This is a genomic window from Paraburkholderia adhaesiva (assembly GCF_021390575.1).
Classification (GTDB): Bacteria; Pseudomonadota; Gammaproteobacteria; order Burkholderiales; family Burkholderiaceae; genus Paraburkholderia; species Paraburkholderia adhaesiva.
Genome location: NZ_JAJEJQ010000001.1, coordinates 1,965,582 through 1,988,036, shown reverse-complemented (window position 1 = coordinate 1,988,036; position 22,455 = coordinate 1,965,582). Strand labels below are relative to the sequence as shown.

22 protein-coding genes are annotated in these 22,455 nt (G+C 64.8%); 10 read left to right on the top strand and 12 right to left on the bottom strand.

Going from position 1 to position 22,455, the window contains the following annotated elements; all coding sequences use genetic code 11:
• Positions 1 to 5 precede the first annotated feature (5 nt).
• Positions 6 to 1,370 carry an MdtA/MuxA family multidrug efflux RND transporter periplasmic adaptor subunit gene (locus L0U80_RS09015; RefSeq protein WP_233863604.1) on the bottom strand — a complete coding sequence of 455 codons (1,365 nt, stop codon included), beginning with the start codon at positions 1,368 to 1,370 and terminating at the stop codon, positions 6 to 8.
• A gap of 796 nt (positions 1,371 to 2,166) precedes the next feature.
• On the bottom strand, positions 2,167 to 3,369 hold the full coding sequence (locus tag L0U80_RS09010) for an ammonium transporter (RefSeq protein ID WP_233863603.1): 1,203 nt from the start codon (positions 3,367 to 3,369) through the stop codon (positions 2,167 to 2,169).
• 427 nt (positions 3,370 to 3,796) lie between these two features.
• Between L0U80_RS09010 and L0U80_RS09005 the strand changes: the two genes are divergently transcribed.
• Positions 3,797 to 5,587, top strand: a complete 1,791-nt coding sequence (locus L0U80_RS09005) for a sensor histidine kinase (protein WP_233863602.1) — start codon at positions 3,797 to 3,799, stop codon at positions 5,585 to 5,587.
• Here L0U80_RS09005 and L0U80_RS09000 read toward each other — a convergent pair.
• Positions 5,584 to 6,048, bottom strand: a complete 465-nt coding sequence (locus L0U80_RS09000; protein WP_233863601.1) for a hypothetical protein — start codon at positions 6,046 to 6,048, stop codon at positions 5,584 to 5,586. The two genes, L0U80_RS09005 and L0U80_RS09000, sit on opposite strands and share 4 nt — an antisense overlap.
• A 1-nt stretch (position 6,049) precedes the next feature.
• The gene (locus L0U80_RS08995) at positions 6,050 to 6,631 is read right to left on the bottom strand and encodes a DJ-1/PfpI family protein (RefSeq protein ID WP_233863600.1); all 582 of its coding nucleotides are present in this window, start codon (positions 6,629 to 6,631) and stop codon (positions 6,050 to 6,052) included.
• A 59-nt stretch (positions 6,632 to 6,690) separates the two neighbouring features.
• Here L0U80_RS08995 and L0U80_RS08990 point away from each other — a divergent pair, with 59 nt between their 5' ends.
• The 3 genes from L0U80_RS08990 to L0U80_RS08980 all read left to right on the top strand — a co-directional run bounded on the left by L0U80_RS08990 (position 6,691) and on the right by L0U80_RS08980 (position 10,618).
• Positions 6,691 to 7,209 carry a GNAT family N-acetyltransferase gene (locus L0U80_RS08990; protein WP_233863599.1) on the top strand — a complete coding sequence of 173 codons (519 nt, stop codon included), beginning with the start codon at positions 6,691 to 6,693 and terminating at the stop codon, positions 7,207 to 7,209.
• 2 nt (positions 7,210 to 7,211) lie between these two features.
• Entirely contained in the window at positions 7,212 to 7,667 is a 456-nt protein-coding gene (locus tag L0U80_RS08985; protein ID WP_233863598.1) for a BCAL1086 family glycoprotein, read from the top strand.
• A 527-nt stretch (positions 7,668 to 8,194) separates the two neighbouring features.
• Positions 8,195 to 10,618, top strand: a complete 2,424-nt coding sequence (locus L0U80_RS08980; protein WP_373322193.1) for a mechanosensitive ion channel domain-containing protein — start codon at positions 8,195 to 8,197, stop codon at positions 10,616 to 10,618.
• A gap of 6 nt (positions 10,619 to 10,624) precedes the next feature.
• Here the strand turns inward: L0U80_RS08980 and L0U80_RS08975 are convergent, their stop codons facing one another.
• On the bottom strand, positions 10,625 to 11,284 hold the full coding sequence (locus L0U80_RS08975) for a cysteine dioxygenase family protein (RefSeq protein WP_233863596.1): 660 nt from the start codon (positions 11,282 to 11,284) through the stop codon (positions 10,625 to 10,627).
• A 126-nt stretch (positions 11,285 to 11,410) separates the two neighbouring features.
• Here L0U80_RS08975 and L0U80_RS08970 point away from each other — a divergent pair, with 126 nt between their 5' ends.
• Positions 11,411 to 11,878: an Lrp/AsnC family transcriptional regulator gene (locus L0U80_RS08970; RefSeq protein ID WP_233863595.1), complete on the top strand. Its 468-nt coding sequence runs from the start codon at positions 11,411 to 11,413 to the stop codon at positions 11,876 to 11,878.
• An 89-nt stretch (positions 11,879 to 11,967) separates the two neighbouring features.
• Positions 11,968 to 12,162 carry a hypothetical protein gene (locus L0U80_RS08965; protein ID WP_233863594.1) on the top strand — a complete coding sequence of 65 codons (195 nt, stop codon included), beginning with the start codon at positions 11,968 to 11,970 and terminating at the stop codon, positions 12,160 to 12,162.
• A 32-nt stretch (positions 12,163 to 12,194) separates the two neighbouring features.
• Here the strand turns inward: L0U80_RS08965 and L0U80_RS08960 are convergent, their stop codons facing one another.
• Both L0U80_RS08960 and L0U80_RS08955 read right to left on the bottom strand, forming a co-directional pair.
• Entirely contained in the window at positions 12,195 to 14,621 is a 2,427-nt protein-coding gene (locus L0U80_RS08960; RefSeq protein ID WP_233863593.1) for an FUSC family protein, read from the bottom strand.
• Positions 14,622 to 14,737: 116 nt separating this feature from the next.
• Positions 14,738 to 15,379: a VC0807 family protein gene (locus tag L0U80_RS08955; protein ID WP_233863592.1), complete on the bottom strand. Its 642-nt coding sequence runs from the start codon at positions 15,377 to 15,379 to the stop codon at positions 14,738 to 14,740.
• 209 nt (positions 15,380 to 15,588) lie between these two features.
• Between L0U80_RS08955 and arfB the strand changes: the two genes are divergently transcribed.
• Entirely contained in the window at positions 15,589 to 15,993 is a 405-nt protein-coding gene (gene arfB / locus L0U80_RS08950; RefSeq protein ID WP_233863591.1) for an alternative ribosome rescue aminoacyl-tRNA hydrolase ArfB, read from the top strand.
• Between the two features lie 271 nt (positions 15,994 to 16,264).
• Here arfB and L0U80_RS08945 read toward each other — a convergent pair whose 3' ends face one another.
• From L0U80_RS08945 to L0U80_RS08935, 3 genes are all read right to left on the bottom strand, one after another.
• Positions 16,265 to 16,522 carry a DNA-binding protein gene (locus tag L0U80_RS08945; RefSeq protein ID WP_233863590.1) on the bottom strand — a complete coding sequence of 86 codons (258 nt, stop codon included), beginning with the start codon at positions 16,520 to 16,522 and terminating at the stop codon, positions 16,265 to 16,267.
• A 225-nt stretch (positions 16,523 to 16,747) separates the two neighbouring features.
• On the bottom strand, positions 16,748 to 16,975 hold the full coding sequence (locus L0U80_RS08940; protein WP_233863589.1) for a hypothetical protein: 228 nt from the start codon (positions 16,973 to 16,975) through the stop codon (positions 16,748 to 16,750).
• A 159-nt stretch (positions 16,976 to 17,134) separates the two neighbouring features.
• Positions 17,135 to 17,845, bottom strand: a complete 711-nt coding sequence (locus L0U80_RS08935; protein WP_373322192.1) for a YdcF family protein — start codon at positions 17,843 to 17,845, stop codon at positions 17,135 to 17,137.
• Between the two features lie 280 nt (positions 17,846 to 18,125).
• Between L0U80_RS08935 and L0U80_RS08930 the strand changes: the two genes are divergently transcribed.
• Positions 18,126 to 18,440 carry a hypothetical protein gene (locus L0U80_RS08930; RefSeq protein WP_233863587.1) on the top strand — a complete coding sequence of 105 codons (315 nt, stop codon included), beginning with the start codon at positions 18,126 to 18,128 and terminating at the stop codon, positions 18,438 to 18,440.
• A gap of 261 nt (positions 18,441 to 18,701) precedes the next feature.
• On the opposite strand, the gene L0U80_RS08925 is transcribed toward L0U80_RS08930, so the two are convergent.
• Positions 18,702 to 18,986 (bottom strand): hypothetical protein, encoded by a 285-nt coding sequence (locus tag L0U80_RS08925; protein WP_233863586.1) that lies wholly within the window; start codon positions 18,984 to 18,986, stop codon positions 18,702 to 18,704.
• Positions 18,987 to 19,233: 247 nt separating this feature from the next.
• Positions 19,234 to 19,635 carry a transposase gene (locus L0U80_RS08920; RefSeq protein ID WP_233863585.1) on the bottom strand — a complete coding sequence of 134 codons (402 nt, stop codon included), beginning with the start codon at positions 19,633 to 19,635 and terminating at the stop codon, positions 19,234 to 19,236.
• Between the two features lie 421 nt (positions 19,636 to 20,056).
• Between L0U80_RS08920 and L0U80_RS08915 the strand changes: the two genes are divergently transcribed.
• Together L0U80_RS08915 and L0U80_RS08910 are read left to right on the top strand one after the other, a co-directional pair.
• Positions 20,057 to 20,965 (top strand): LysR family transcriptional regulator, encoded by a 909-nt coding sequence (locus L0U80_RS08915; RefSeq protein ID WP_233863584.1) that lies wholly within the window; start codon positions 20,057 to 20,059, stop codon positions 20,963 to 20,965.
• A 90-nt stretch (positions 20,966 to 21,055) separates the two neighbouring features.
• A complete protein-coding gene (locus L0U80_RS08910; protein ID WP_233863583.1) occupies positions 21,056 to 22,273 on the top strand; it encodes a pyridoxal phosphate-dependent aminotransferase in 1,218 nt (405 codons plus the stop codon).
• Positions 22,274 to 22,455: the final 182 nt, after the last annotated feature.

The window sequence follows — 22,455 nt, the reverse complement described above, 5'->3', positions numbered from 1 at the left end:
CTGGCTTACTGGGCGCCGCTTTGCGCAGCGGCCTGGCGATGGCCGTGGTGTGCGCCCGATGCACCGTGTGCGGCCGATGCACCGTGTGCGGCCGACGCGCCCTTGGCGCCCGATGCGCCGTGCGGATGCTCCGCCGGGATCGTGATCTTCGAGCCTTCACGCAGGCGGTCCGAGCCGTCCGTCACGACGCGCTCGCCGGCCTCGAGCCCCGAGGCGATGCTGGTGCGCTCGCCGTCCACGGGGCCGACCTTCACGACGCGCACGGTCACGGTGTTGTCGGGTTTCGCAACATAGACGTACCGCCCCTGCGAGCCGTTGAGCACAGCGGAGGTCGGCACGATCACAGCATCGTGGATCGTGTCGACAAGCAGACGCGCATTCACGAACTGGTTGGGGAACAGCATCTCGTCCGGGTTCTGGAAGCTGGCGCGCAGCTTGACCGTGCCCGTGGTGGTGTCGATCTGGTTGTCGATGGTCTGCAGGTGACCGTTCTCGAGCAGCGTCGTGTTGCTGCGGTCATACGCGGTGACGGGCAACTTCGTGCCCGTGCGGAGCTGCTTGAGAATGGCCGGCAGGTTGTCCTCGGAGGTCGTGAAAATGACGCTGATCGGCTGCAACTGCGTGAGGACGACGATGCCGTTGGTGTCGCCCGGCGTCACGTAGTTGCCCGGATCGACCTGACGCAGGCCCACGCGGCCCGCCACCGGCGCCGTGATGCGCGCGTAGGTGAGGTCGAGGTTGAAGGTGTCGATGTTCGCCTGATCGGATTTCACCGTGCCCTCGTATTGCTTCACGAGCGATGCCTGGGTATCGACCTGCTGGCCCGCGATCGAGTCTTGCGCGAGCAGCGTCTGATAGCGCTTCAGGTCAAGGCGCGCCGTGGCGAGCAGCGCCTCGTCGCGCGCGAGCTGGCCTTGTGCGTTAGCGAGCGAGATCTGGTACGGACGCGGATCGATCTGGGCGAGCACATCGCCCCGTTTCACCATCTGGCCTTCCTGAAAGTTCACGCTTTGCAGCGTGCCGGATAGTTGCGTGCGCACCGTAACGTCGGCGAGCGGCGTGACCGTGCCGAGCGCCGTGATGACGATGGGCATGTCGCCGCGCGCGGCGGCTGCCACGCTCACGGGTTGCGGCATGTTGGCCATCGCGCCCGGCCCGCCGCGGCGCGCACCCGCGCCGCTCGCGCTACCCGGAGCGCTGGCGCCGGCTGCGCCCGAGAGCGCCTTGTTCCACGGGTGCCAGCGCACCAGTACGACACCCGCGACGATCAGTACGGCGGCGAGCGCAATCAGCTTGCCGCGCGAGCGGCGCGGTGCGGGGGACGGCGTGTCTTGACGAGGCGGTTCCGGGTGCTTTTCTTGATGATCCATCGGTCAGGGCGTAACAGCGGTCGGGTTATGCGGTTTCACACGGGCGTGGGCCGCGCGTGGGTATGGATTATGGGGCTATGGGGTGGCGGCGTACCTGCCTGCGTCACTGCGGTTTGCCGATGCTACGCGAGTCACGTGCAAGGTAGGTGTCGGATACCACGGCAATCGGGCGCGCGCTGGAAAGAGGCGCGTGCGGCGTGGCGGACGAGGGCAGCTGAAGCGAGGGCAGGCGGCGCGTTGGCCGCGCAACCAAAAAGCATGATGCTAGTCGGCACCACCGTCAGCGTCCAGTCGGCAATTTTTCGAGACGTTACGGCCGTTACATGGGCCGCCGTCATTTTGTCGGCGCGAGACCGTTTGGTGCTGGTGTGGTGCCATCAACGAAGCACACTGGACCGCTGCCAGGAAGGGCAGTGGATGTAGGGTGATTGTAAAAAACGAATTATGCTTGATGGATCGCGTATTCTAGCGAGATTTTGCTTGACGCGGCTAGTTCTGGCGTAAAAAATGCGAACATGTTTCGACGGGGCCTCGCTTTGTGCGGGGCCTTAATTTGCCCCGATATATGCGATTTGCATTATTCTGGTGAAGCACCACTACGGTGTCCGTCGAATTCCGTCTCTCAGGTTCTAGCACGGCCCTCGGAATGGCTAGAACTTTTCAAGGCGTCACGCTCACGCGTGACGCCTTTTTTTCGCCTATGGGCGTGAGATAGACCGGTTGCGAGCGCCCGCCAGGCGGGCAGGCCCGCCGCGCCATGCTGCGACGGCCCGCCCGCAAGTCAGTGACGATCACCTCAGGCGACGGTTTCCCGCTCCGGCATCGAGGTGATCTTGTGAATGGAGAGGTCGGCGCCGTTGTACTCCTCTTCCTGATCGAGGCGCAGTCCCACCACCAGCTTGAGCGCGCCGTACACGATCGTCCCGCCGAGCGTTGCGATGACAATGCCACCGACCGTTCCCACCACCTGCGCCCAGAACGACACGCCGCCGACGCCACCCGCCCAGCGCATGCCGAAAATCCCTGCCGCGATGCCACCCCACGCACCGCACAGGCCGTGCAGCGGCCACACGCCGAGCACGTCGTCGATGCGCCAGCGGTTCTGCACGCACGTGAACATATAGACGAACAGCACGCCGGCAATCGCGCCGGTCACGAGCGCGCCGAGCGGATGCATGATGTCCGATCCCGCGCACACGGCCACGAGCCCTGCGAGCGGTCCGTTGTACGTGAAGCCGGGGTCGTTGCGGCCCGCGAACCAGGCGGCGAGCGTGCCGCCCACCATGGCCATGAGCGAGTTGACGGCCACAAGGCCGCTGATCTTGTCGATGCTCTGCGCGCTCATCACGTTGAAGCCGAACCAGCCCACCGCGAGTATCCACGCGCCGAGCGCGAGAAACGGAATGCTCGAAGGCGGGTGCGCCGCGATGCGCCCGTCTCGCGTATAGCGCCCGTGGCGCGCGCCGAGCAGGAGCACCGCCGGCAACGCCACCCAGCCGCCGAAGGCATGCACGACCACCGATCCCGCGAAGTCGTGGAACTGTGCGCCGAAAAACTGGGCAATGGCGTCCTGAATGCCAAACCGGTCGTTCCAGACGATGCCCTCGAAGAACGGATAGATGAACCCGACGAGCACGAAAGTCGCGAAGAGCTGCGGATGGAACTTCGAGCGCTCGGCGATGCCGCCCGACACGATCGCCGGGATCGCCGCCGCGAAAGTGAGCAGGAAGAAGAAGCGCACGAGGGCGTAGCCGTCGTGTTGCGCGAGCACGTCGGCATGCGAGAAGAACTGCACGCCGTAGGCGATCGTGTAGCCAATGAAAAAGTAGGCGATCGTCGAAACCGAAAAATCGACGAGGATCTTCACGAGCGCATTGACCTGATTTTTTTTGCGCACCGTGCCGAGTTCGAGAAACGCGAACCCTGCGTGCATCGCGAGCACCATTGCTGCACCGAGCAGCAGAAAGAGTGTGTCGGTGCCTGTCTTGAGATTTTCCATCCTTGAATCCTGCAGTTGCCCGAAAAGAGGGCGAACTGAGCAAGATACGGGCCAGCTCTGCGCCAAAGCGGTGAGGCGGTCCGTGGTGCATGGCATTGCGCCGGTGCGTCCGTGCACCGCGGCGGGTGCCGGAATGGTCGTCTCCGGACAATGATCATGCGTGGCGTACGTCGCGCGCGGGGCATGTTGGCACAATTCCTGTGCAGACACGCGAACATGGTGAAGTAATGCGCCAGATCGGGGCGATTATTTCGATTTACCTTTCTCTATTCGCTCGATGTCGGGAAATCGAAAAAAAGCCCTGTGACGCAGGTGATGGCGGCCGGTCCCGGTACCCCTCACGCGGAACCCACATGGGGCGCAAACGCCGACATAATGGCCGGACCAGGTCACCACGCCTTCCGGGCTCCCCGAACCCGCTCATTGCATGCGACTAACGACGAAAGGGTTTCTGCTGATCGCGATTCCCGCCGTTTTCGAACTGACGCTGTTATCGGGCATCGTGAAGGCCGAGGCCGATGCGGAAAGCGCCGAGCGCGCCAGTCAGCGCAGCCAGGACGTGCTCGCGCAGGCGGGGCGCGTGCTCGAGCCGGTCCTGATCGAGTCGGTGCGGCTGCGCGGGGCCGTGGTGGCCGGGGACATCCGGTTCAGGACACCGGACTCCGTGTGGATGGACGTCGATCAGCGCATCGACCGCCTCGTCGAACTGGTCTCCGATAATCCCGGCCAGGTGGAGCGTGCGGTGCAGATCCGCCAGGCCGTGGAGAACTACCGGCAGTGGTCGGACCGGATGCAGGACCTGTTGCACTCGAAGCGGCACCACGAACTGACCGAGCGCTTTCGCCAGCTCGCGGGCGCCGACGTCCTCGACCACGTTCGCGCGCAGATTACGTCGTTCCAGTCCGAGGAGAGACGCATCGATGTCATGCGTGTGACGACGGCCGAAGCCGCGCGTTCCCGTCAGCAGACACTCGTGATGGCGGCCGTGTTCGGGTCGATCGTGCTGGTCGCGTTGTCGGTGTGGCTCTTCACGCGCGGCGTGCGCGGCCGGCTCAACGCGCTCTCCGATAACGCGAGCCGCCTCGCGGGCAACGAGCCGCTTGCGCCGCTCACGGGCGGCAACGATGAAATCGCACAACTCGACCTCACGCTGCATCAGTTCAGCCAGCGTCTGATCGAAGCCGAGCGAATGCGCATCGGATTCCAGGCCGACCTTGCGCGCCGTGCGGACCAGCTCGCGCGCATCAATGAAAATCTGTGGCAGCAGACGCAGGAAAACGAGATGTTCATCCACAGCGTGTCGCATGATCTGCGCGCGCCGCTCGTCAATCTCCAGGGCTTTTCGCGCGAGCTGTCCCATGCCTTCGACGACCTTCGCAAACTCGTCGCGCGTTCGTCGCTCGCGCCGCAGTCGCGCGAGCGCGTCGAGCACCTCATCAACGAGGAAATCGGCGAAGCGCTGCGGTATTTGCAGACCGCCGTGCTGCGCGCGTCGCACATCATCGACGCGCTCCTGCGCCTCGCGCGTGTGGGGCGCGTCGAGTACCGGCGGCAGCGCGTCAACGTGGAGGAGCTCGTGCAGCGCGTCGTCGATGCGATGCACGGCTCGATCCGCTCGCGCGGCACGCAGGTGCGTGTGCGTCCATTGCCCGATGTCTGGGGCGATCCGACGGCGCTCGAACAAGTTTTCGGGAACCTGATCGGCAACGCGCTCAACTACCTGGACCCGGCCCGCGACGGGCAGATCGAAATCGGCACGGCGCCCGCGCCGCCTGGCGTCGAATCGCTGCAGATTTTCTATGTACGCGATAACGGGCTAGGCATTCCCGAAGTCGCCCTTCCGCGGCTTTTCCAGGCGTTTCAGCGTATGCACGGCAATATCGCGCCGGGGGAGGGCATCGGGCTTGCGCTCGTGCGGCGCGTGGTCGAGCGCCACGGCGGGCGTGTGTGGGTGGAATCGACCGAGGGCGAGGGCACGACGTTCTATCTGTCGCTTCCCGACGCGCTGGCGGTCGTGCCACCCGCGCCGGGCGAGTCAGAGCATGCCTTGGCTTCAGGATGGGCCGCTAGCGGCGTCACGGAGCACGAGTCGCCCAGTGACACCGGTGAGTCGGATGACGTGGCGGGTGACAAGGCACACGGCGACGACGGAGCGGTGTCTCCGACGGTTCTGCCTGCTGCGCGAAGGCGTGCAGGCGGCACGCCGGAAGCGCTCTAGCAGGCGCTGAAGAGCGGCCGTGGCCGGAGCAGGCGCAGGCCGCGCCTCGACCAGTTCCCGCCCGCCACGACGAGCAGCAGCGCGAGAGCCAGCAAGGCCTGTGCGCTGAGCTTCAGGCCGAACGGCACAGACCCCGGTGAGACCAGGCTGTAATCGAGCGTGAGCAGCGCACTCCAGAGGGCGATTGCGCCCTGCACGAGCAGCCGTGTGCCGCGGCGGCGACGCGCGCGATCGACCAGATCGACCAGTGCGGTGTTACGGTTCGCGCGCGAGCAATAAAAAGCGATCGCCATCAAGGCGATCGCGAGTACAACAATCCAGTCCGTCAGTTCCATTACCAGCATCCCTAAAGCAAGCGCGTACTTTAGGCAGCGGATATCCCGGACGATATAGGACCGATCCCAAATGGTTGAACGGCGGCGCGATTTCTTGCGCTCGATTAGCTTCGCCGTGCTACGCAAATCAGGGTTCGATGCGGGTACCGAGCAGCACCAGGAACTGGCGCAGCCATTCGGGATGCGCGGGCCAGGCCGGAGCGGTGACGAAGGGCGCGTCGGTGATGGCGCCGTCGATCGGAATCTCGGCGTATTCGCCGCCCGCGAGGCGCACTTCCGGCGCGCAGGCCGGATACGCCGAGATGCGCTTGCCGCGGATCACTTCAGCCGCCGCGAGCAATTGCGCCGCATGGCAGATGGCCGCGATCGGCTTGTTCGCGCGGGCAAAGTGGTGCACGACATCGATCACCTTCGGATTGAGTCGCAGGTACTCCGGCGCACGGCCGCCGGCGATGGCGAGCGCGTCGTAGCTGGCCGGGTCGATTTCGTCGAAAGTGGCGTTGAGCGCGAACTGGTGGCCCGGCTTTTCGGTGTAGGTCTGGTCGCCCTCGAAGTCGTGAATGGCGGTCTTGATGCGCTCGCCAGCCTTCTTGCCGGGGCATACGGCGTCGACGCGGTGGCCGACGGCCTGCAGCGCCTGGAACGGCACCATCGTTTCATAGTCCTCGGCGAAGTCGCCGGTGAGGAAGAGAATCTTCTTGACTGCCATCGTCTGACTCCTGGGTTGGTTGGTGGAACACATCGGATGCTCACGCAGTCTACCTCAGCATGTTTGACGCTTTTGTTCAGGACTCTCCGATTCCATCCTTCGATTTGCGCCCGTACGTGCCGGAACGCGACTCAGCAGCACTTGCCGCGCTCTTCCGCGCGTCCGTGACGACGCTCACTGCCGCGCATTACGATGCCGCGCAGCGTGCGGCGTGGGCGTCGTCGGCCGATGACGTCGCTTCGTTCGGCGCGAGTCTTGCGCGCGGCACGACGCTCGTTGCGGTTCACGATGGCGTCCCCGTCGCATTCGGGCAGCTCTGGCCGGTCGATCACGTCGAGATGCTCTACGTCGCACCTGGATGGACGCGACGCGGCCTTGCGACGGCGCTGCTCGCACGGCTCGAGAGCCTGGCGCGCGAACAGGGCGCGAGCGTACTGGCGACCGACGCCAGCGCGCTTGCGCGGCCCGTGTTCGAGCGCGCGGGCTTCTCGCTCGTTTCAGCGCAGACGGTATGGCGCTGCGGCGTATTATTGTCTCGTTATCAGCTCGCCAAGCCGCTGCGCGCGGCGGATCTTTGAGGATGACTATGTCTCTGCACGTCTCGTTACGCCGGGTCGCCGTGCCCGTTCTGGCCTGCGCGGCGCTCACCGCATGCAGCAAGCAGGATGCGTCGGCGCCCGGCAGTGCGGGCCAATCCGCCGCTGCCGCGCAGCAGGCGGTCCAGCAGGCCGCACAACAGGCCGCACAACGGCTCGATCAGGCGGCGAGTTTCGTGAACCGGCAGATCGATGCCGCTTCGTCGCAGACGGCGGGCGCGAATGCATCCACGGCGGAACTCGCATCGTCGGCGCGTGGTCAGTTGCGCGACGCGGCGAGCGCTGGACAGTCCATGCTCGGCCACGCTGCGGCGGCCACCGGCGCGGGGCTGCAAATAGCTGGACGTTCGCTGCAGCAATGGGCGAGCGGCGCGGCGTCGTCGGCTCCGGCCCCTGACGCCAAGGCGTCACCGGCTCCGGCCTCGGACGCCGGCGACTAGCCAGGCCGAAGCGCGGCGCTCGAGGCTCAGATTGAACGTAATCGCCACGGCCACGTTTTTGACGCGGGTCCGAGGCGAGTGCGGATGCTTGCTTTGCGTGCGCCGTGGCCATGGGCGTGCGTCGCAGATGCAGCAGGATGGCGCTCGGCCCTTGAAAATGTAACTTGTTTATTCAGTCAGCACCGCATCGGCGCGGATAGTCTTATCGCCGATGCCAGATGTGCGGGCCACACCCCGGCACAAGCCGACCCGGTCGAGTTCGTCCGCGCGCCTGAACCGACCGGTTTAACCGCCGGATCGCCATGGCCACTGACTGCTACGGCGGAGGTTACGCGAATGCACGCTGACATTCTGTTACGCACGCGCGTCACGCGGTCCATCGTGGAGTGGCTAGACTGGTGCATTCCGATTTCGCCCCTTTCAACATGACTTCACGCTCCGGACGGGACGATACGCGCGCGTCATGGCGGCATGCTGTGCCGCCCGCCTGGGGGGCGATCCCCGGCCTGCGAACCGCGTGCGCAGCGATGCGGCGCCTGCGCCGCGCGCCGGTCGTGCTTGCGTGGTTCGCGGTTGCGTTGGCGTGTGCGTTTGTGTGTACGAGGCCCGCCGTCGCCCAGGTTGCGCCTGTGCCCATGCTGCCGACGCTCAAGAGCGTTATCACGGGTAAGCCTGCTTCCGCTTCGGAAGCATCGGCCGCCGAGGCCGCGTCCGCACCGAGTCCTGCCAGCGCGGCCGAATTTGCCAAGTCGCTCGATAGCGTGATCACCACGCTCGAGAACGATCGCCAGCGTAATACGCTCGTGACCCAACTGAAGAAGTTGCGCGACACGTCGAGCAGCGCCGCACCGGCACCGGCTTCCGGGGTCGCCGGGGCGTCCGGGTTGCTCGGCGCGATCGCGTCGGGAATCACGTCAGTCGAAGCCGACGCGCGGCACGGCCGCAACCCGCTGGGTTACTGGAGCGGGCGTTTTTCCGCGGCCGGCAACGAACTCGTCACGCTCGCCGTGGGCGAGGGCGAAGCGAGTACAGGGCACCTGGTGCTCGACGCGGGCTCGATGCTGGCAGGTTGGGGCGTATGCGCCGCCGCGCTGCTCTGGCTCGTGCACCGCCTGCTGCGTCGCTTCTCAGTCGCAACGGACCTGCAGCCCAACCCGACCACGCTCGAACTTGTCGTCTTCGCGCTGCATCGTGTCGGTCCGTTCATCGTCGCGTTCTTCGTCGTGCTCATCGTCGAGCGCGCGCTGCCCGACGCGGTCGGTCGCACGATAGGACTTGTGATCGCGTATGCCATTGTCGCGGGCGCGGTGTTCTCTGCGATCTGCCTCACCATGTTTTCGCTGTTCGGCTCGGGGCACCGGCGTGCCGCCGTGCGCATCCTCATCGCGCGTGGCCGTCGACCGCTCTTCGCGATCGGCGTACTCAGCGCGCTAGGCGATGCGGCGACCAACTACGAAATCGCATTTCAGATCGGCACGAATCTGGCCGCGCTCGTGTCCACATTCGCAAACATGACCGCCGCCGTGTTGACCGCGACCTTCGCCGTCGTGTTCCGGCGGCCCGTCGCGCAACTGATCCGCAATCGCAGCTACGTGCTGCGCCACGACCACAAGGCACTTACCGAAGTCTTCGACGTGCTCGCCTCGCTCTGGCATGTACCGATGCTGCTCCTCGCGGTCGCCTCGATCGTTGCGACGATCGGCGGCGTCTATAGCGGTTCGAACGTGCTGCAGAACTCGATCGTCATGGCACTGTTGCTCGTGCTCGCGTTCTTCCTTTCGGCGATCGTGCGGCGCATCACGCGGCCCGACCCCAAGCGCGTGCGGCGGCGCTCGCCTTATCTGTGGCGGCTCCTGCGCTTCGCGGGGACGCTCATTACGGTCTTTATCTGGCTCGCCTATTTCGAGTCGTGCGCGCGCCTCTGGGACGTTTCGATTGCGCGCATGATCGAGGCGAATGTGGCCGCACGCGGCATCGCGCACGCGCTTTTCTCAATCGGTGCGACGCTGTTTCTCGCGTGGCTCGTGTGGATCATCCTCGACACCGCGATGCTCGAAGCGCTTAATCCGAGCAGCCCGCGTGGCAAAGGCCATGCGCCCAGCACGCGTGCGCGCACCATGCTGCCGCTCGTGCGCAACGCACTGCTGGTGACGATCGTTACGATTGCCGGGATTGTCACGGCCGCCAAACTCGGCATCAACGTGACGCCGTTGCTCGCGGGCGCGGGCGTCATCGGCCTTGCGATCGGCTTCGGCGCACAGTCGCTCGTGAGCGACCTCATCACGGGGCTGTTCATCATCATCGAGGAAACCATATCGGTCGGCGACTGGATCGACATCGACAATGGCCACGCGGGCACCGTCGAGCATCTGACGATCCGCACCGTGCGCCTGCGCGATGGTCAGGGTGCGATCCACGCCATTCCGTTCTCGCAGATCAAGATCGTGAAGAACCTGTCGCGCGACTTTGCGTTCGCGGTGTTCGAGGTGCGCGTGCCGTTTTCAGTCGAACTCGATACGGTGACGCGGATGATCCGCGAAGTGGGCGCGGAACTGGTCGCGGATTTTCGTTATCGGCGCGAGATTCTCGGGCCTGTCGAAGTGTGGGGCCTCGACCGCTTCGAGCCGAACTGGATGGTGGTCAAAGGCCAGATCAAGACGCGGCCGCTGCAGCAATGGAGCGTTGCGCGCGCGTTCAACGCGCGCCTGAAGCGCCGGATGGACGAAGCCGGGATCGAGATGCCTGTGCCGCAGATGCAGGTTCACACGTCGTCGCGCAGTGGGCCAGCCGCGACGCACGACGACGATCTGGCGCCGCCGCGCAAGGCGGCGAGGGCCGGCGCGCCGCGCGACGCCTCGCACGAGCCGCGGCCCGCTCCGCAGACGACCTCCGGTCCCGACGGCTCGCCGCCGCAGATTCCGACTGCGGGCGGGTCGGGAAGCCGTAGTTAGCTGTCGTTAGCCGTGTGCGATGCGTGGCGGGGCGTCGTGCGCGCGCGCGTCGCTGTTGACTTCCCGAGTTGCGCACTGCGCTGGTGTAGCGAGTGGCAATACGTTGTTCACGTGCGTCGCGATGCGCGCGGCGTCCACGCCATAGACATGTAGCGAGACCGCTTTGGCATCACTGTCGTTCGACAGCCGGTGAATGCCTCCGCCTCCGCCGAACGACACAGTACCTGGGGCACGCAGATGCTCGCGCACGGCATCCGCGCCGCCGCGTGTCGCTTCCCACGCGTAGAGCGTTTCGGTCAACGCGCCTTCGAGTACCGTGAAGCCGCACCAGGTGTGGTGCGCGTGAACCGGACTGGCCTGGCCTGGCTGCCAGACGAGCGCCACGACCGTGTAGCGGCCAGCGGGGTCGGCGGCGATCAGGTGGCGGCGATATCGTTCGCTGCTGCCTTCGCGTTGTCCGGCCAGGATGAGTGCCGGTTCGGCGAGCGCTACGGCGAGCGCGCCGCGCATGCCACGCGCAAACGCGGGGCACTGCGACGGATCGGCGGGCGTCGTGCACGCGTCGAAGGCGATTTCGAGCGCTGCGTGCAGGCGGGCCACTGCCGCTGCATGGTCCTCGACGGCGTACGCGGCGCACAGGAAAGCAGGTTCGGCAGGGGAATTCATCGTCGATCTCGCGCGAATGGTTCCGATGAACTATTTATACCCGCTTGCGTCTAGAAAGAGTTTCCATATAATTCCGCTGTACCGTCTCTGTATAGAAAAAATTACTACAACTGGGGAAGCGCGGAAATGGATGTCATCGACAGGAAGCTCATCGAGCTGTTGCAGCAGGACGCCACGATGCCGGTCGCCGAACTGGCCCAGCGGGTGAACCTCTCGCAGACGCCGTGCTGGAAGCGCGTGCAGCGTCTCAAAGAGACGGGTGTCATCCGCGCGCAGGTGGCGCTGTGTGATCCGAAGAAGCTCGGCGTGGGGACGACCGTGTTCGTCGCGGTGCGCACGAACCAGCACACCGAGGCATGGGCGCAGACCTTCACGCGCGCGGTGCAGGACATTCCGGAGATCGTCGAGGCGTATCGCATGAGCGGCGAGACGGACTATCTGTTGCGTGTCGTGGTCGCGGACATCGACGACTACGACCGCGTCTACAAGCAACTGATTCGCGCCGTGCCGCTTTCCGACGTGAGTTCGAGCTTCGCGATGGAGCAGCTCAAATACTCGACGGCGCTGCCGGTGCGGACCACGCGAATGGAATGAGCCGGAGGCGCGCAGCACCTGCGCTGCAAGCTGTCTGCAAGGCGCCGCGACGTAGAATGCCTGCTCGTCCTTTATCGCTCCGGTAAGCCATGAACAATCCGCGCAAGAAGAACCCCGTCTTTGGCATAGGCGTGTTCATCGTGGTGGTGGTGCTTCTTGTGATCGGAACCGTGCTCTTCAATGCAATTCGCGAGAAGCGCGAGTATGAAGAAGCTACCCAGCCGCAACCAGCCCGTGAGGCCGCAAGCGCGGCCGTCTCACCCGCGAGTGGCGCCGCGCAGTAGCGTGGTGTAGATTCGCGCGGGCACGTGGCGCGTCATTCCGGAAGCCGGATCACGCTCGCATCCTTGCGTATGATCCACGACGCCGAGATCATCTGCTTGCACTGATGCGAAAGCAGTTTCAATTCCTGCGTCAATTCCCCGGACGCACCGAGCGCGCGTTCGGCGCTAACCACCATGGCATCGAGATCGCGTGTGAGCCGGCGCGTCGCGTCGAGCTGGTCGGCGGGGGGCGGTGTGCCGGCTTCGGCCGCGCCGAGGTTCTCGCTCACGCATGAGAGTGCGCGTTCCAGCGCATCGAGCGGCACGACGTGCCCGGGCTTCGCTGCGCTGCGCAGGAGCGGAGCCGCTGCTGTGATCTGCGAGGCCAATACGTGGCTGAGGATGAGCAAGTCGTTCAGTTCTGCGACGAATTTTTGCGCCGCCTTCGGCTCGAGCATCATTCGCTGGAAAGCCTGGCCGAGATTCGCAAACGCGACGTGGACGTTCTTGCGAGCGAGGCGGTAGCGGTAGTCGCTTTCGACTGCACTCGCCGGTGTGCTTCCCTGTGTGCCCGGGTTCGCGCCCGATGCAGCGGCGGTGAGGCCGCGCGTCATGCCAGCAGAGATGGCTGCATCCGTGCCAGCAGTGGCGGGACTGTTCGTGCGCGTGGCGGCATCGACGCTGGCGGTTGTGTTTGCGCTCGGGAGCGCGGCGGCCTCGGTTAGTGTCGCCCCGGCGAATGCGGACTGACGCGACCCTCCGCGTGCACCGATCCCCCACCAGCTCGCGTCGAGATACTGGCGCATAGAGGCGATCATGTCGTGCACGAGCTTGCCCATCAACCGGTACTCCCAGTACGGGAACAGACGGCTCGCAGCGATCGCGATCATGCAGCCCACCACGGTGTCGATTGCGCGCTCGCCGATGATGCGCATGTTGCCCGGCGCGAGCAGATGGAACATCAGCAGCACATAGGACGACGTGAACACCACGCTCGCGGTGTAATTGAAGAGCAGAAGGCTGTAGCTCATGACCATCGCCGCGAACATCGAGACGAGCAGCACGAGCGGCTCTTTGACGAGCAGAATCATGGCGATGCTCGCCGCGCAGCCGATCAACGTGCCGACGATACGCTGCGCGTTGCGCTGGCGTGTGAGCGAGTAGCCTGGCTTCAGGATGATGATGCTCGTCATCACGATCCAGTACGCGTTCGTGAGCGGCAGGAGGCGCCCCAGCCAGAATCCCACCGCCACCGCGATCGTCACGCGCAGCGCGTGCCGAAAGCTCGGCGAAGCCATCGTGAGATTCGAAAAGATCTGCATGTACGACACCTGGCGGCTCGTGACGAAACGCTGCAGCGCCGCGTCGATGCGCAACTCGGTTTCCGTGGTCGGTACTTCGCTCGCAAGACTGCGGCGCATGCGATCGATCAGGCGCGTTGCGCTCCAGATGCGCCGGAACGACGCCGAGATCGCCGAATACGCCTCGGGATCGGTCGACGGCAGATCGCGTTGCTTGAGCAATTCCAGTTCGTATTCGATCGCTCGCAGCTCGGCTTTCACGTTGACGCTCGCGCGCGGCACCTGGTTCTGCAGCACAGCGAGGCCGATGTCCTCGAGATCGGCAGCCGCCTTGCGGATCAGGTCGCGGTAGAACACCAGCAGATCCGAGCCGCCGAACGTGTTGCGCACGAGCGGATAGTCGGTGTGCGTGCCCACGAATAGCTCGTGCAAATCGACGGTGTTGATGAACAGATTGAAGTGCATCGCGCGGTGCGGATCAGGCTTGCCGCGCCTGAACTTCGGCAGATTGCGCAGCACGATATCGCGTGCGGCGTCCTGGCGCTCGACCGCCGCGATCTGCTTCGCGACGAGATTGCGATAGCAGTCGTCGAGATCGTTGTCGAGGTCGTAGAACTGGGCGCGCGCGAGCAGATAGTCGGCACAGGCAAACACATTTTCCGCGAGCGCCTGCTGCTCGATGCGATCGAGCATGAGCCGGCTCACGAGAGTGGACCAGGCCGTGTACCAAAGCCCGCCGAGCAAGATCCACAGCGCGTTGATGAGCGCCTGATGCGGCGTGAAGTGCTCTTCGAGCGTCATCACCATCATGAAGAGCGTCGCGAAACTGATCTGCGGCCAGCGGTTACCGTAAACCACGACGAGCGAGAGCACGAACGTGAGCGGCACGACGGTGGCCCAGAGTGCGATGGAATTGACGGTCGCGAGGCCCGTGGCAAAAGCGGCCAGAAAACCGATCGCGCTGCACGCGAGCATTTCGTTGCGCTTGTACTTGAGCGGGCCGGGCATATCGACGACGCACGCGCCGAGCGCGCCCGTCGAGATGGTGAAGCCGAGTTCGCTTTTGTCGAAGACGAACAGGCACAGGACGGCTGGAAGCGAGATGCCGATCGCGATGCGCAGGCCGCCGTAGAAGTACTGGCTATAGAGAAACTTGCGGATTTCTACCGAGTAGCGCATCGACTGCCGGTGAAAGTTCGGGAGCGGACGGTGAGTCTAACTGATTTCGACCATGCCCAGACCACCCCCCCATGCAACGTGATGAATAGCGGAGGGCACGGACGCAGCGTGCCGTGTCAGGCGGCTGGATCGCCGAGCAACCCATGGGTGCCATGGATGCGCCGCATGCGCGTGCGATACCAGAACGTCCACGCGAGCAGACCGCCGAACGCGCTGTAGCCGAGGATCGGCGAGACGATGAGGAAGCGCTCGACCGGCCAGGTCGCGGCGAGCCAGGCGCGAAGCGCGCCGTCGGCGGTCATGCCGATACCCCAGACGACGGTGAGCATGCGCATCGCCGACGCGAACTCGCGGCGTTCGTTCCAGAGCCGCTCGAAGCGCGTGACGCCTTCGGGTGTCTCGCGAGCGACGGTTGCACGCGCAAGGTAGAACACGAGCGGCCGGCGCGCGAAGAGCGTCGCGAGGAAGGTGACACCGATGGCGCCCGACGCAAAACACTCGCGCATGAGCAGCACGCGCGGGCTGCCGCCGAATGCCATCGCGACGAGCGAGAGCACGATGCCAAGCAGCACGATTGAGGAGAGCGCGTCGACGCGCTTGAAGCGCACGAGTTCGACGATGCTCCAGACGAGCGGCGGAACGGCCGATGCGACGAGCCCGCCGACTTCGCCGTAACGCGGGTGCGCGAGAGAGTAGGCCACCCAGGGCAGCAGCAGATTGACCGCCAGTTCGGCGACGAATGCCGGGCGCAGCTTCATCGGACGCGTGCTCCAGTGTTTCAGGGGGATGGCGGAAGTATGGTCGAAGGACTGCCGATCAGCAAACGACGTCGTCGCGGAACGCGCGGTAAAGCTTGCGTCGAGCATGCTTGGGAACATGTCTGCGAGCCGGAGCCTGTGCGACACTCGCGCATGCGTCATCGCACACCCGTCTACCCCTCGCACTCCGATCCGATTCACTGCCCGACATGACCGCTCGCCATCCCGTAGCACCACATGAGATCGAACTGGTCGCCGTTCGCGCACAAGGCGCGGGCGGGCAGAACGTGAACAAGGTATCGAGCGCGATTCATCTGCGCTTTGACATTCGGGCGTCGTCGTTGCCCGAGGTGGTGAAAATGCGGCTGCTCGCCCTGAACGACAGGCGCATCTCACGCGAGGGCGTAGTCGTGATCAAGTCGCAGGAGTACCGCACGCAGGAGCAGAACCGCGCAGCCGCGCTAGCGCGCCTCGACGAACTGGTCGACAGCGTGAGCGTGACCCGCAAGGCACGCGTGTCGACCCGGCCCACCCGCGCCTCGAAGCTGCGACGCCTCGACAGCAAGGCACATCGCGGTGAGGTGAAGGTGGCGCGGCGGCGCGTCGTCGAATGACGTTGTTCTGGGGCAACGCCTTTGCGGCAGGGTTCGCCAGCTCAGGAAGGACAGGTGAAAAACAGCCGCACAGACTGTGCATCGCGCGGACGAAGCGGCGCTTCCTGACAACACAGCTGTTGCGTTTGCAATCGTTGGAAGGGGAATGCGGGGGGCACGACGAAGCGTATCGGCGCATACAGGACACGCCGGGTGGTTCCTGGCATCATCAGCGCATCGTCGTTCTGGCCGTCCCGCGCGGTTCAGCGTCCGCGCGGCGGCCGCGGTGCGATCAATGTGCGGAATTGGGTACGTCGAGGATCAGGATGATGGTCCAGTCGGCGTCGCCTTCGTGATGGTACTGTCGCTCGGCGACAATGAACGGCTGCTGCTTGCCTTGCGGTCCGAGGAACAGCACGTCGCCTTCCATGGGCAGGCATTCGACGGGCGGCAACGCGAGGAATGCTTCTTCTTTGTCGCGCGGCATCAATTTTTCGATCTTGCGCGATGCCGCTTCGGTCCATTCGATGTCGAGCTGAATGTTGCTCATGCTGTTCTCCGCGCGAGGGGCGCACAGTGGGTGGGTCAATTCGAGGTGCGCGACTTTAGCATACCGCGGCGAGGGACCCGTTCGGGCGGCGATGGCGCGCACGACGCGCGCGGGCGATAAAAAAGGCCGACGCCGGTCGCTCCGGCATCGGCCTCTTCGCCCGTTGAGACGGGCCACGTGCGACACGCGTGAGCCGCGCCACGTTACGTCACGCGGCGCGCTGCGTCACTCCGCGGGCTTCTTCTGGTGATGGTGCTTCATGTGGTCCTTCATCGGCATCGCTGGCGCTTGAGCCGCTTGCTGCTGCTGCGCCTGCACTTCCTGCGCGTGCTGCTCGAATTGCGCAACTTTTTGCGGATCGGTGCTCTCGATGACGCCGCCTTCGGTTTGCGCGTAGACGGTACCCGTCAGCGCAGAAAGCGAAATCAGAACTGCGAGGGACACTTTGTTCATCTTTACCTCCGTGGGAGCGGTGTGAGGACCCAGCCGTTGCCTGTCCAGACGGAATGGCCATGCCATCCTAAAGAACAAATATACGCTCCAGATGACATCGCGTATTTCTGATTGCCCGGTGTTACATCTTGTTACTCACGGTGTCGCGATGCGACGCCGTCAGAACCATCCGATCATGCGGTAAGCATGAAACTGGACCATGCCGAACAACTCGTGGAGCGCGATCTGCGCGCTGCAGAGATTGACAAGGCGGGGCCGCCATCCGGTCTGCGCATGGCGTACGCCTGACACAACCGGCACGGGATTTGCGCCGAAGCGCCGGAAGTCGAGCAGGGCACGCGGCATGTGATACGCCGACGTGATGAGAAACAGAGTGTCGTCCGCTTGCGCGTGCTGGAGGTACATCACGTTGCGCGCGTTTTGCCAGGTCGTGAGGCTCGTGTTTTCCAGCACGAGATCGACGCTCGCGACGCCGGCGCGCAGGAGATACGGCGCGTAGGTGTCGGCCTCTGTGGCCGTATGACGCTGTGGATTGCCGCCGCTCACGATGACGCGGCAGGCGCCGCCCGCGAGCGTGCATTGCCGGTAGAGGGAAGCGGCAGTTGAGAGGCGAGCGTAGACGTCACGCTTTGGCACGAGCACTCCGTCGTCTCCGGTTCGCGTGCCGCCTCCTAACACGACAATGCCAGTCCGCAAGCCAAACGATGCGGGCAGCACCTGCGCAGGGTCATAGGGAGTGCGATATATCGCGGGTTGGGCCAGATCGAGCAGCACGCCTGTCAGCCAACCGGACGCGAGCAGCCAGAAAAGGACGCCGACGATGACAGCGATCGCCGTGCGGGCGCTGCGCCACAGCAAGGCCAGTGCAATAAATGCCACAAAGAAAACGAATAGAATCAATTTGAATAAGGTAACGTATGGTTTTCGGGATGTGGCACCCTTGCGCTTATGCGCCGCGATCGTGGCGCCGCGCCGGTGGTGCGGGGAGTGGCTCGCCACTCTCACGGGGGCCCGGATCATTTGCAGCTCTGCCGCGTGCTCGTCCGGCGGCGGACGCGCATCGACAGCCGGTTACGGCAGGTTGCCCACTTCGCCTTTGTGCGTTGCCGGGCACAGCCGTTCGAAGGCTGCATTTTAAGAAAGAAGCGAGATGAATACGTATTCCAACGAAGCAGTACTCGAAGCGTTGCGGCGGGTGCAGTACCGGCAGGTACCTTGGGCGCGGCGTCCTGAAGTCTTTCAATATCTGCGCGATCTGGGTTTGATGGACACGGTGAGACAGCGCACTGTCGCGCCCGCGCCCGGCTTTCACGCCCCCGTCGACATCGCCGTCCTGACCGATCGCGGCCGCGCCGAATTTGCGCGCCTCGCACGCGACGAACGCACACTCCAGTGGACCGCGCACCGCGTCGCCGACTACGCGCTTCAATTCGTGGCGCAAGCGGGGCTGGAAACCCGTCAGTAAGGCGGCCGATAAGCCCGGTCGCCGCCTAGTCCTCGTCCCGGCAGCCCGGGCCACGCGAAAAAAAAGCCCGCATCGGACGATACGGGCTTACCGGAATTACTGCTGCCACGCTGTGCTTAATGGCTTAGGGTAGACCGGAGTCAGGCGCAGTGGTTCCCGGTGTTTTCGTAACGTGCGCTGGCGCGCGGGAAACGCCTTATGTGGCGTTCAACTGAATGAATCGAGCGAGCTGGCGAGCGGGATGTCCGGCAATTCCGGCGCTCAGCGACGTCGCTGTTCCGGCGGTGCTGGTCGGGATGGTGATGCTCGCTGGCGGGCATGATCGGCGATGTCGCCGCGCAGGTCCCCGCGCGGCACAGCTTGATTCTGGCCACCCTGCAAAGGCGGACCATTGGGCGGCGAAGTCGCGACGCGGGGCATGGACCAGCCCTGCGAGCCGGCGCGCTGCGACTGGGCACACACGCCGGACGAGGCGACCGACGCAATCAGGGCGAGGGCGCACAGCGAAACCATGATGCCCGGAGTGAGCAGCGGCATGGACTTCATGGCAGTCTCCCGTCAATGCGGGCCGTCGACGTTCGTAGACATGGCCTTACCCTAACGTCTGACGCAAAACGGGGTTGTGAATATTAGTAAATAGATGTTTCGCCCGCTGGCGAGCAGAGGGTAAGCGGGGCGAGCGGACGCTTCGCGCGCGAAGGTGCGAGTGCGTCCTGAATGGGGGAGTGCCGGGGATGGAGTCCGGCGTTGCCGGGCGTGTGGACACCCGGCAACAGAGAGCCTCGTGACCTGCTCAGGCCATCTTGGCCGGAGCGCGCCACGACTCCGGATTGGTCCAGAACGCGCCGCGCAGACGGTCGCGGCTCGGCGGTGCCGGCGGCTTGGTCGCCGTTGCGCCGATACGGCCGCGCAGCGAAATTTCGCGACCGTTCGAACCGAGGCGCTTTACGATTTCGGCCAGCGTTCCGTCGGTTTGCCACTCGTCGAAACGGCGTCGGCAGGTGGGCGGTGACGGGTAGCGGCCCGGCAGCTTCGACCAGCCCTCACCGGTAGACAGCACCCAAAGCACTGCGTTGACCACGGCTCGTGCTTCGACGCGAGGCCGTCCGCGCCGTTCGCTCCGCGCGGGTTCCGCACAGAACAACGCCTCGATCAGCGCCCATTCGTTATCTCTCAAATCGTCGAACAGCATCATGTTTCACCTCAGCGAGCTATCTCTGGTGCGCTGCCCCGCGCTGCGCACTCTTCAAGCACTCCACCAGGGTGGCGGAGGGCCAGGCGGGATCCGGTTGCGTTGGCGGATTTAATGCTCCGCAACGTTCGCCGGTCCTGTACATGCCCAAATGCGAAAAGCGTGCCAACTCATACGCTTTCGTTTCGAAGCCGCGGGACATCAAGCCCGCGCAGGTGCTTGCCAGCGCCGTATGAGACTAGAAATTGCCGGGTGCGGAAATCAGGAGAATCACCAATTTTGTGCAGTCAGGCCCGTCAGACGTGCGCATTGCGCTGCATTGCTGCACTGCGGAAGTCATGCTCGTTGAGGTTTATCAAGATACTGCAAACGACGTCGGACGGGATAAAATCGCATGAGAAGGCATGATTGATGAGAAAATGCGATGAATGTGACGCTGCGACAACTGAGGGTGTTCATCGAAGTGGCCCGGTTGCAGAGCTTCAGCCGGGCGGGTGTTGAAATCGGGCTCACGCAGTCCGCAGTGAGCCGGTGTGTGCGCGAGCTCGAGACGGAAATCGGAGTCAAGCTCGTCGACCGGACGACCCGCGAAGTCCAGCTCACCGACGTCGGAGTCAACTTGATCGCGAGCGTTGGGCGTTTGATCAACGATCTCGACGACGCGTTGCACGAGATCCGCGAAATCGGTGAGCAGCGGCGTGGGCGCGTGGTCGTCGCAGCGAGCCCGACTGTCGCGTGTCGTCTGATGCCTCAGGTCGTCGCCGAATGCGAGCGGCTGTATCCCTACGTTACGCTCGGATTGCGCGACGACGTGCAGAGCGACGTCGTGCGCAAGGTCCGCTCGGGCGAGGTCGATTTCGGTGTGGTCATCGGTCCGTTCGCAGCGGAGGATCTCGAAACCATCACGCTGACTACCGATTCGTTCTGTGTCGTCATGCGCGGCGATCACGCATTCGCGAGGCGCGAGCAGTTGGGCTGGCATGAACTCGACGGTGAGCGGCTCGTGATGCTCGATTACGCTTCGGGCAGCCGCCCGCTGATCGACTCCGTGATGAGCGAGCAGGGCGTCCACGCGCGGGTCGTCCAGGAGCTCGGGCATCCGGCGACCGTGTTCGGGCTCGTCGAGGCGGGTGTCGGCATCAGTGTTCTGCCGTGGCTTGCGCTGCCCGTGCCGGCAGGTTCGTCGCTGGTCGCACGGCCGCTCGTGCCACGCGCCGAGCGTACGGTCGAACTGGTGCGGCGTCGCGACCGCTCGCTTTCCCCGGCTGCAGCGGCCGTCTGGGCGCTGATCCGCCAGATCGGCGGGCGTCAGGAGGAACTGGGCGGGGTGTGAGCGTCGCTCGGTGGTCGAGGCCTCCACGTGTGACGGACGCGCGCTACACTGCGCTTTTCTGCAACTGCCGAAAGCCCAGGAAGCCCCTCAATGAGCGATCCCACCCTGCCTTCGACCATCACTGCGACCCCCGATTCGCCGCAAGCGCGCCATGCCGTGCGGACACTGCGCTCGTCGCAGATCCGCGAGGTCGCGAACGCGGGCTTCGGCGTGCCGGACGTGCTGCCGTTCTGGTTCGGGGAATCCGATCGCGTGACGCCTCCGTTTATCCGCGAGGCAGCAGCCGAGGCGCTCGGTCGTGGCGACACGTTCTACACACACAATCTCGGCATCGCGCCGTTGCGCGAGGTGCTTGCCCGATACGTGAGCGGGCTGCACGGGGCCACATCGGTCGAGAACATTGCCGTGACGAGCGCAGGCGTGAATGCACTGATGCTCGCGGCTCAACTCGTGATCGGCTCGGGCGACCGTGCGGTTGCGGTCACCCCGTTGTGGCCGAATCTGGTGGAGATCCCGAAGATCCTCGGCGCAACGGTCGAGACGGTGTCGCTCTCATACGGCGAGCGCGGCTGGACGCTCGACCTCGAGCGACTCCTCGCCGCACTCACGCCGGGCACGAAACTGCTGATGATCAACTCGCCGAACAACCCGACCGGCTGGGTGATGACGCGAGACGAACAGCGCGCGGTGCTCGATCACTGCCGCCGTCACGGGATCTGGATCGTCGCCGACGAAGTCTACGAGCGCCTCTACTACGGCGAGGCAGGCGAGCGCGCTGCGCCTTCGTTCCTCGACCTCGCGTCGCGCGATGAGCGCCTGATCTGCGTCAATTCGTTCTCGAAAGCGTGGCTCATGACGGGCTGGCGGCTCGGCTGGATGGTCGCGCCGCCCACGCTGATGGACGATCTCGGCAAGCTGGTCGAGTACAACACGTCGTGCGCGCCGTCTTTCGTGCAGCAGGCGGGCATCGCGGCGGTTGAGCATGGCGAGCCGTTTACGCGTGCGCTCGTTGCGGATCTGCGCGCGTCGCGCGACCACCTGGCGGCGGCGCTTGCGCAGTTGCCCGGCGTCGACGTGAAGGCGCCGCCCGGCGCGATGTACCTGTTTTTCAAACTGCCGGGCGCGCAGGAAAGCCTCTCGCTGTGTAAGGCGCTCGTGCGAGACGCAGGCCTTGGGCTCGCGCCGGGCAGCGCATTCGGCCGCGAGGGCGAGGGATTCGTGCGATGGTGTTATGCATGCGATCCGGTGCGCCTCGATAAAGGTGTCGAACGTCTCGCGGGTTATCTCAAAGCGCGGGGCTCGCGCTGACCGTGTGCCGCATGGGCGGTGCGTTGGGCAACGCACGAGAGCGTCTTTACGCACCCGGTGTTTTTGCGTAATATGGCGCTTAGTCTTGCGATTCCCTACGGGATTCTCGCGGCTCCCCGGCTGGGTCAGGCTCTGGTGCCTGTATTGCGACCCCCCGGTGCGTGCTCCCATCAATATGACCG

Coding starts and splice junctions, on each gene's coding strand:
- L0U80_RS09015 (WP_233863604.1), bottom strand. CDS start 1,370: ATGGATCATCAAGAAAAGCACCCGGAACCGCCTCGTCAAGACACGCCG.
- arfB (WP_233863591.1), top strand. CDS start 15,589: ATGACCGCTCGCCATCCCGTAGCACCACATGAGATCGAACTGGTCGCC.
- L0U80_RS09005 (WP_233863602.1), top strand. CDS start 3,797: ATGCGACTAACGACGAAAGGGTTTCTGCTGATCGCGATTCCCGCCGTT.
- L0U80_RS08995 (WP_233863600.1), bottom strand. CDS start 6,631: ATGGCAGTCAAGAAGATTCTCTTCCTCACCGGCGACTTCGCCGAGGAC.
- L0U80_RS08955 (WP_233863592.1), bottom strand. CDS start 15,379: ATGAAGCTGCGCCCGGCATTCGTCGCCGAACTGGCGGTCAATCTGCTG.
- L0U80_RS08970 (WP_233863595.1), top strand. CDS start 11,411: ATGGATGTCATCGACAGGAAGCTCATCGAGCTGTTGCAGCAGGACGCC.
- L0U80_RS08980 (WP_373322193.1), top strand. CDS start 8,195: ATGCGGCGCCTGCGCCGCGCGCCGGTCGTGCTTGCGTGGTTCGCGGTT.
- L0U80_RS08975 (WP_233863596.1), bottom strand. CDS start 11,284: ATGAATTCCCCTGCCGAACCTGCTTTCCTGTGCGCCGCGTACGCCGTC.
- L0U80_RS08985 (WP_233863598.1), top strand. CDS start 7,212: ATGACTATGTCTCTGCACGTCTCGTTACGCCGGGTCGCCGTGCCCGTT.
- L0U80_RS08925 (WP_233863586.1), bottom strand. CDS start 18,986: ATGAAGTCCATGCCGCTGCTCACTCCGGGCATCATGGTTTCGCTGTGC.
- L0U80_RS08910 (WP_233863583.1), top strand. CDS start 21,056: ATGAGCGATCCCACCCTGCCTTCGACCATCACTGCGACCCCCGATTCG.
- L0U80_RS08930 (WP_233863587.1), top strand. CDS start 18,126: ATGAATACGTATTCCAACGAAGCAGTACTCGAAGCGTTGCGGCGGGTG.
- L0U80_RS08965 (WP_233863594.1), top strand. CDS start 11,968: ATGAACAATCCGCGCAAGAAGAACCCCGTCTTTGGCATAGGCGTGTTC.
- L0U80_RS08940 (WP_233863589.1), bottom strand. CDS start 16,975: ATGAACAAAGTGTCCCTCGCAGTTCTGATTTCGCTTTCTGCGCTGACG.
- L0U80_RS08945 (WP_233863590.1), bottom strand. CDS start 16,522: ATGAGCAACATTCAGCTCGACATCGAATGGACCGAAGCGGCATCGCGC.
- L0U80_RS09010 (WP_233863603.1), bottom strand. CDS start 3,369: ATGGAAAATCTCAAGACAGGCACCGACACACTCTTTCTGCTGCTCGGT.
- L0U80_RS08990 (WP_233863599.1), top strand. CDS start 6,691: ATGTTTGACGCTTTTGTTCAGGACTCTCCGATTCCATCCTTCGATTTG.
- L0U80_RS08915 (WP_233863584.1), top strand. CDS start 20,057: ATGAATGTGACGCTGCGACAACTGAGGGTGTTCATCGAAGTGGCCCGG.
- L0U80_RS08920 (WP_233863585.1), bottom strand. CDS start 19,635: ATGATGCTGTTCGACGATTTGAGAGATAACGAATGGGCGCTGATCGAG.
- L0U80_RS08960 (WP_233863593.1), bottom strand. CDS start 14,621: ATGCGCTACTCGGTAGAAATCCGCAAGTTTCTCTATAGCCAGTACTTC.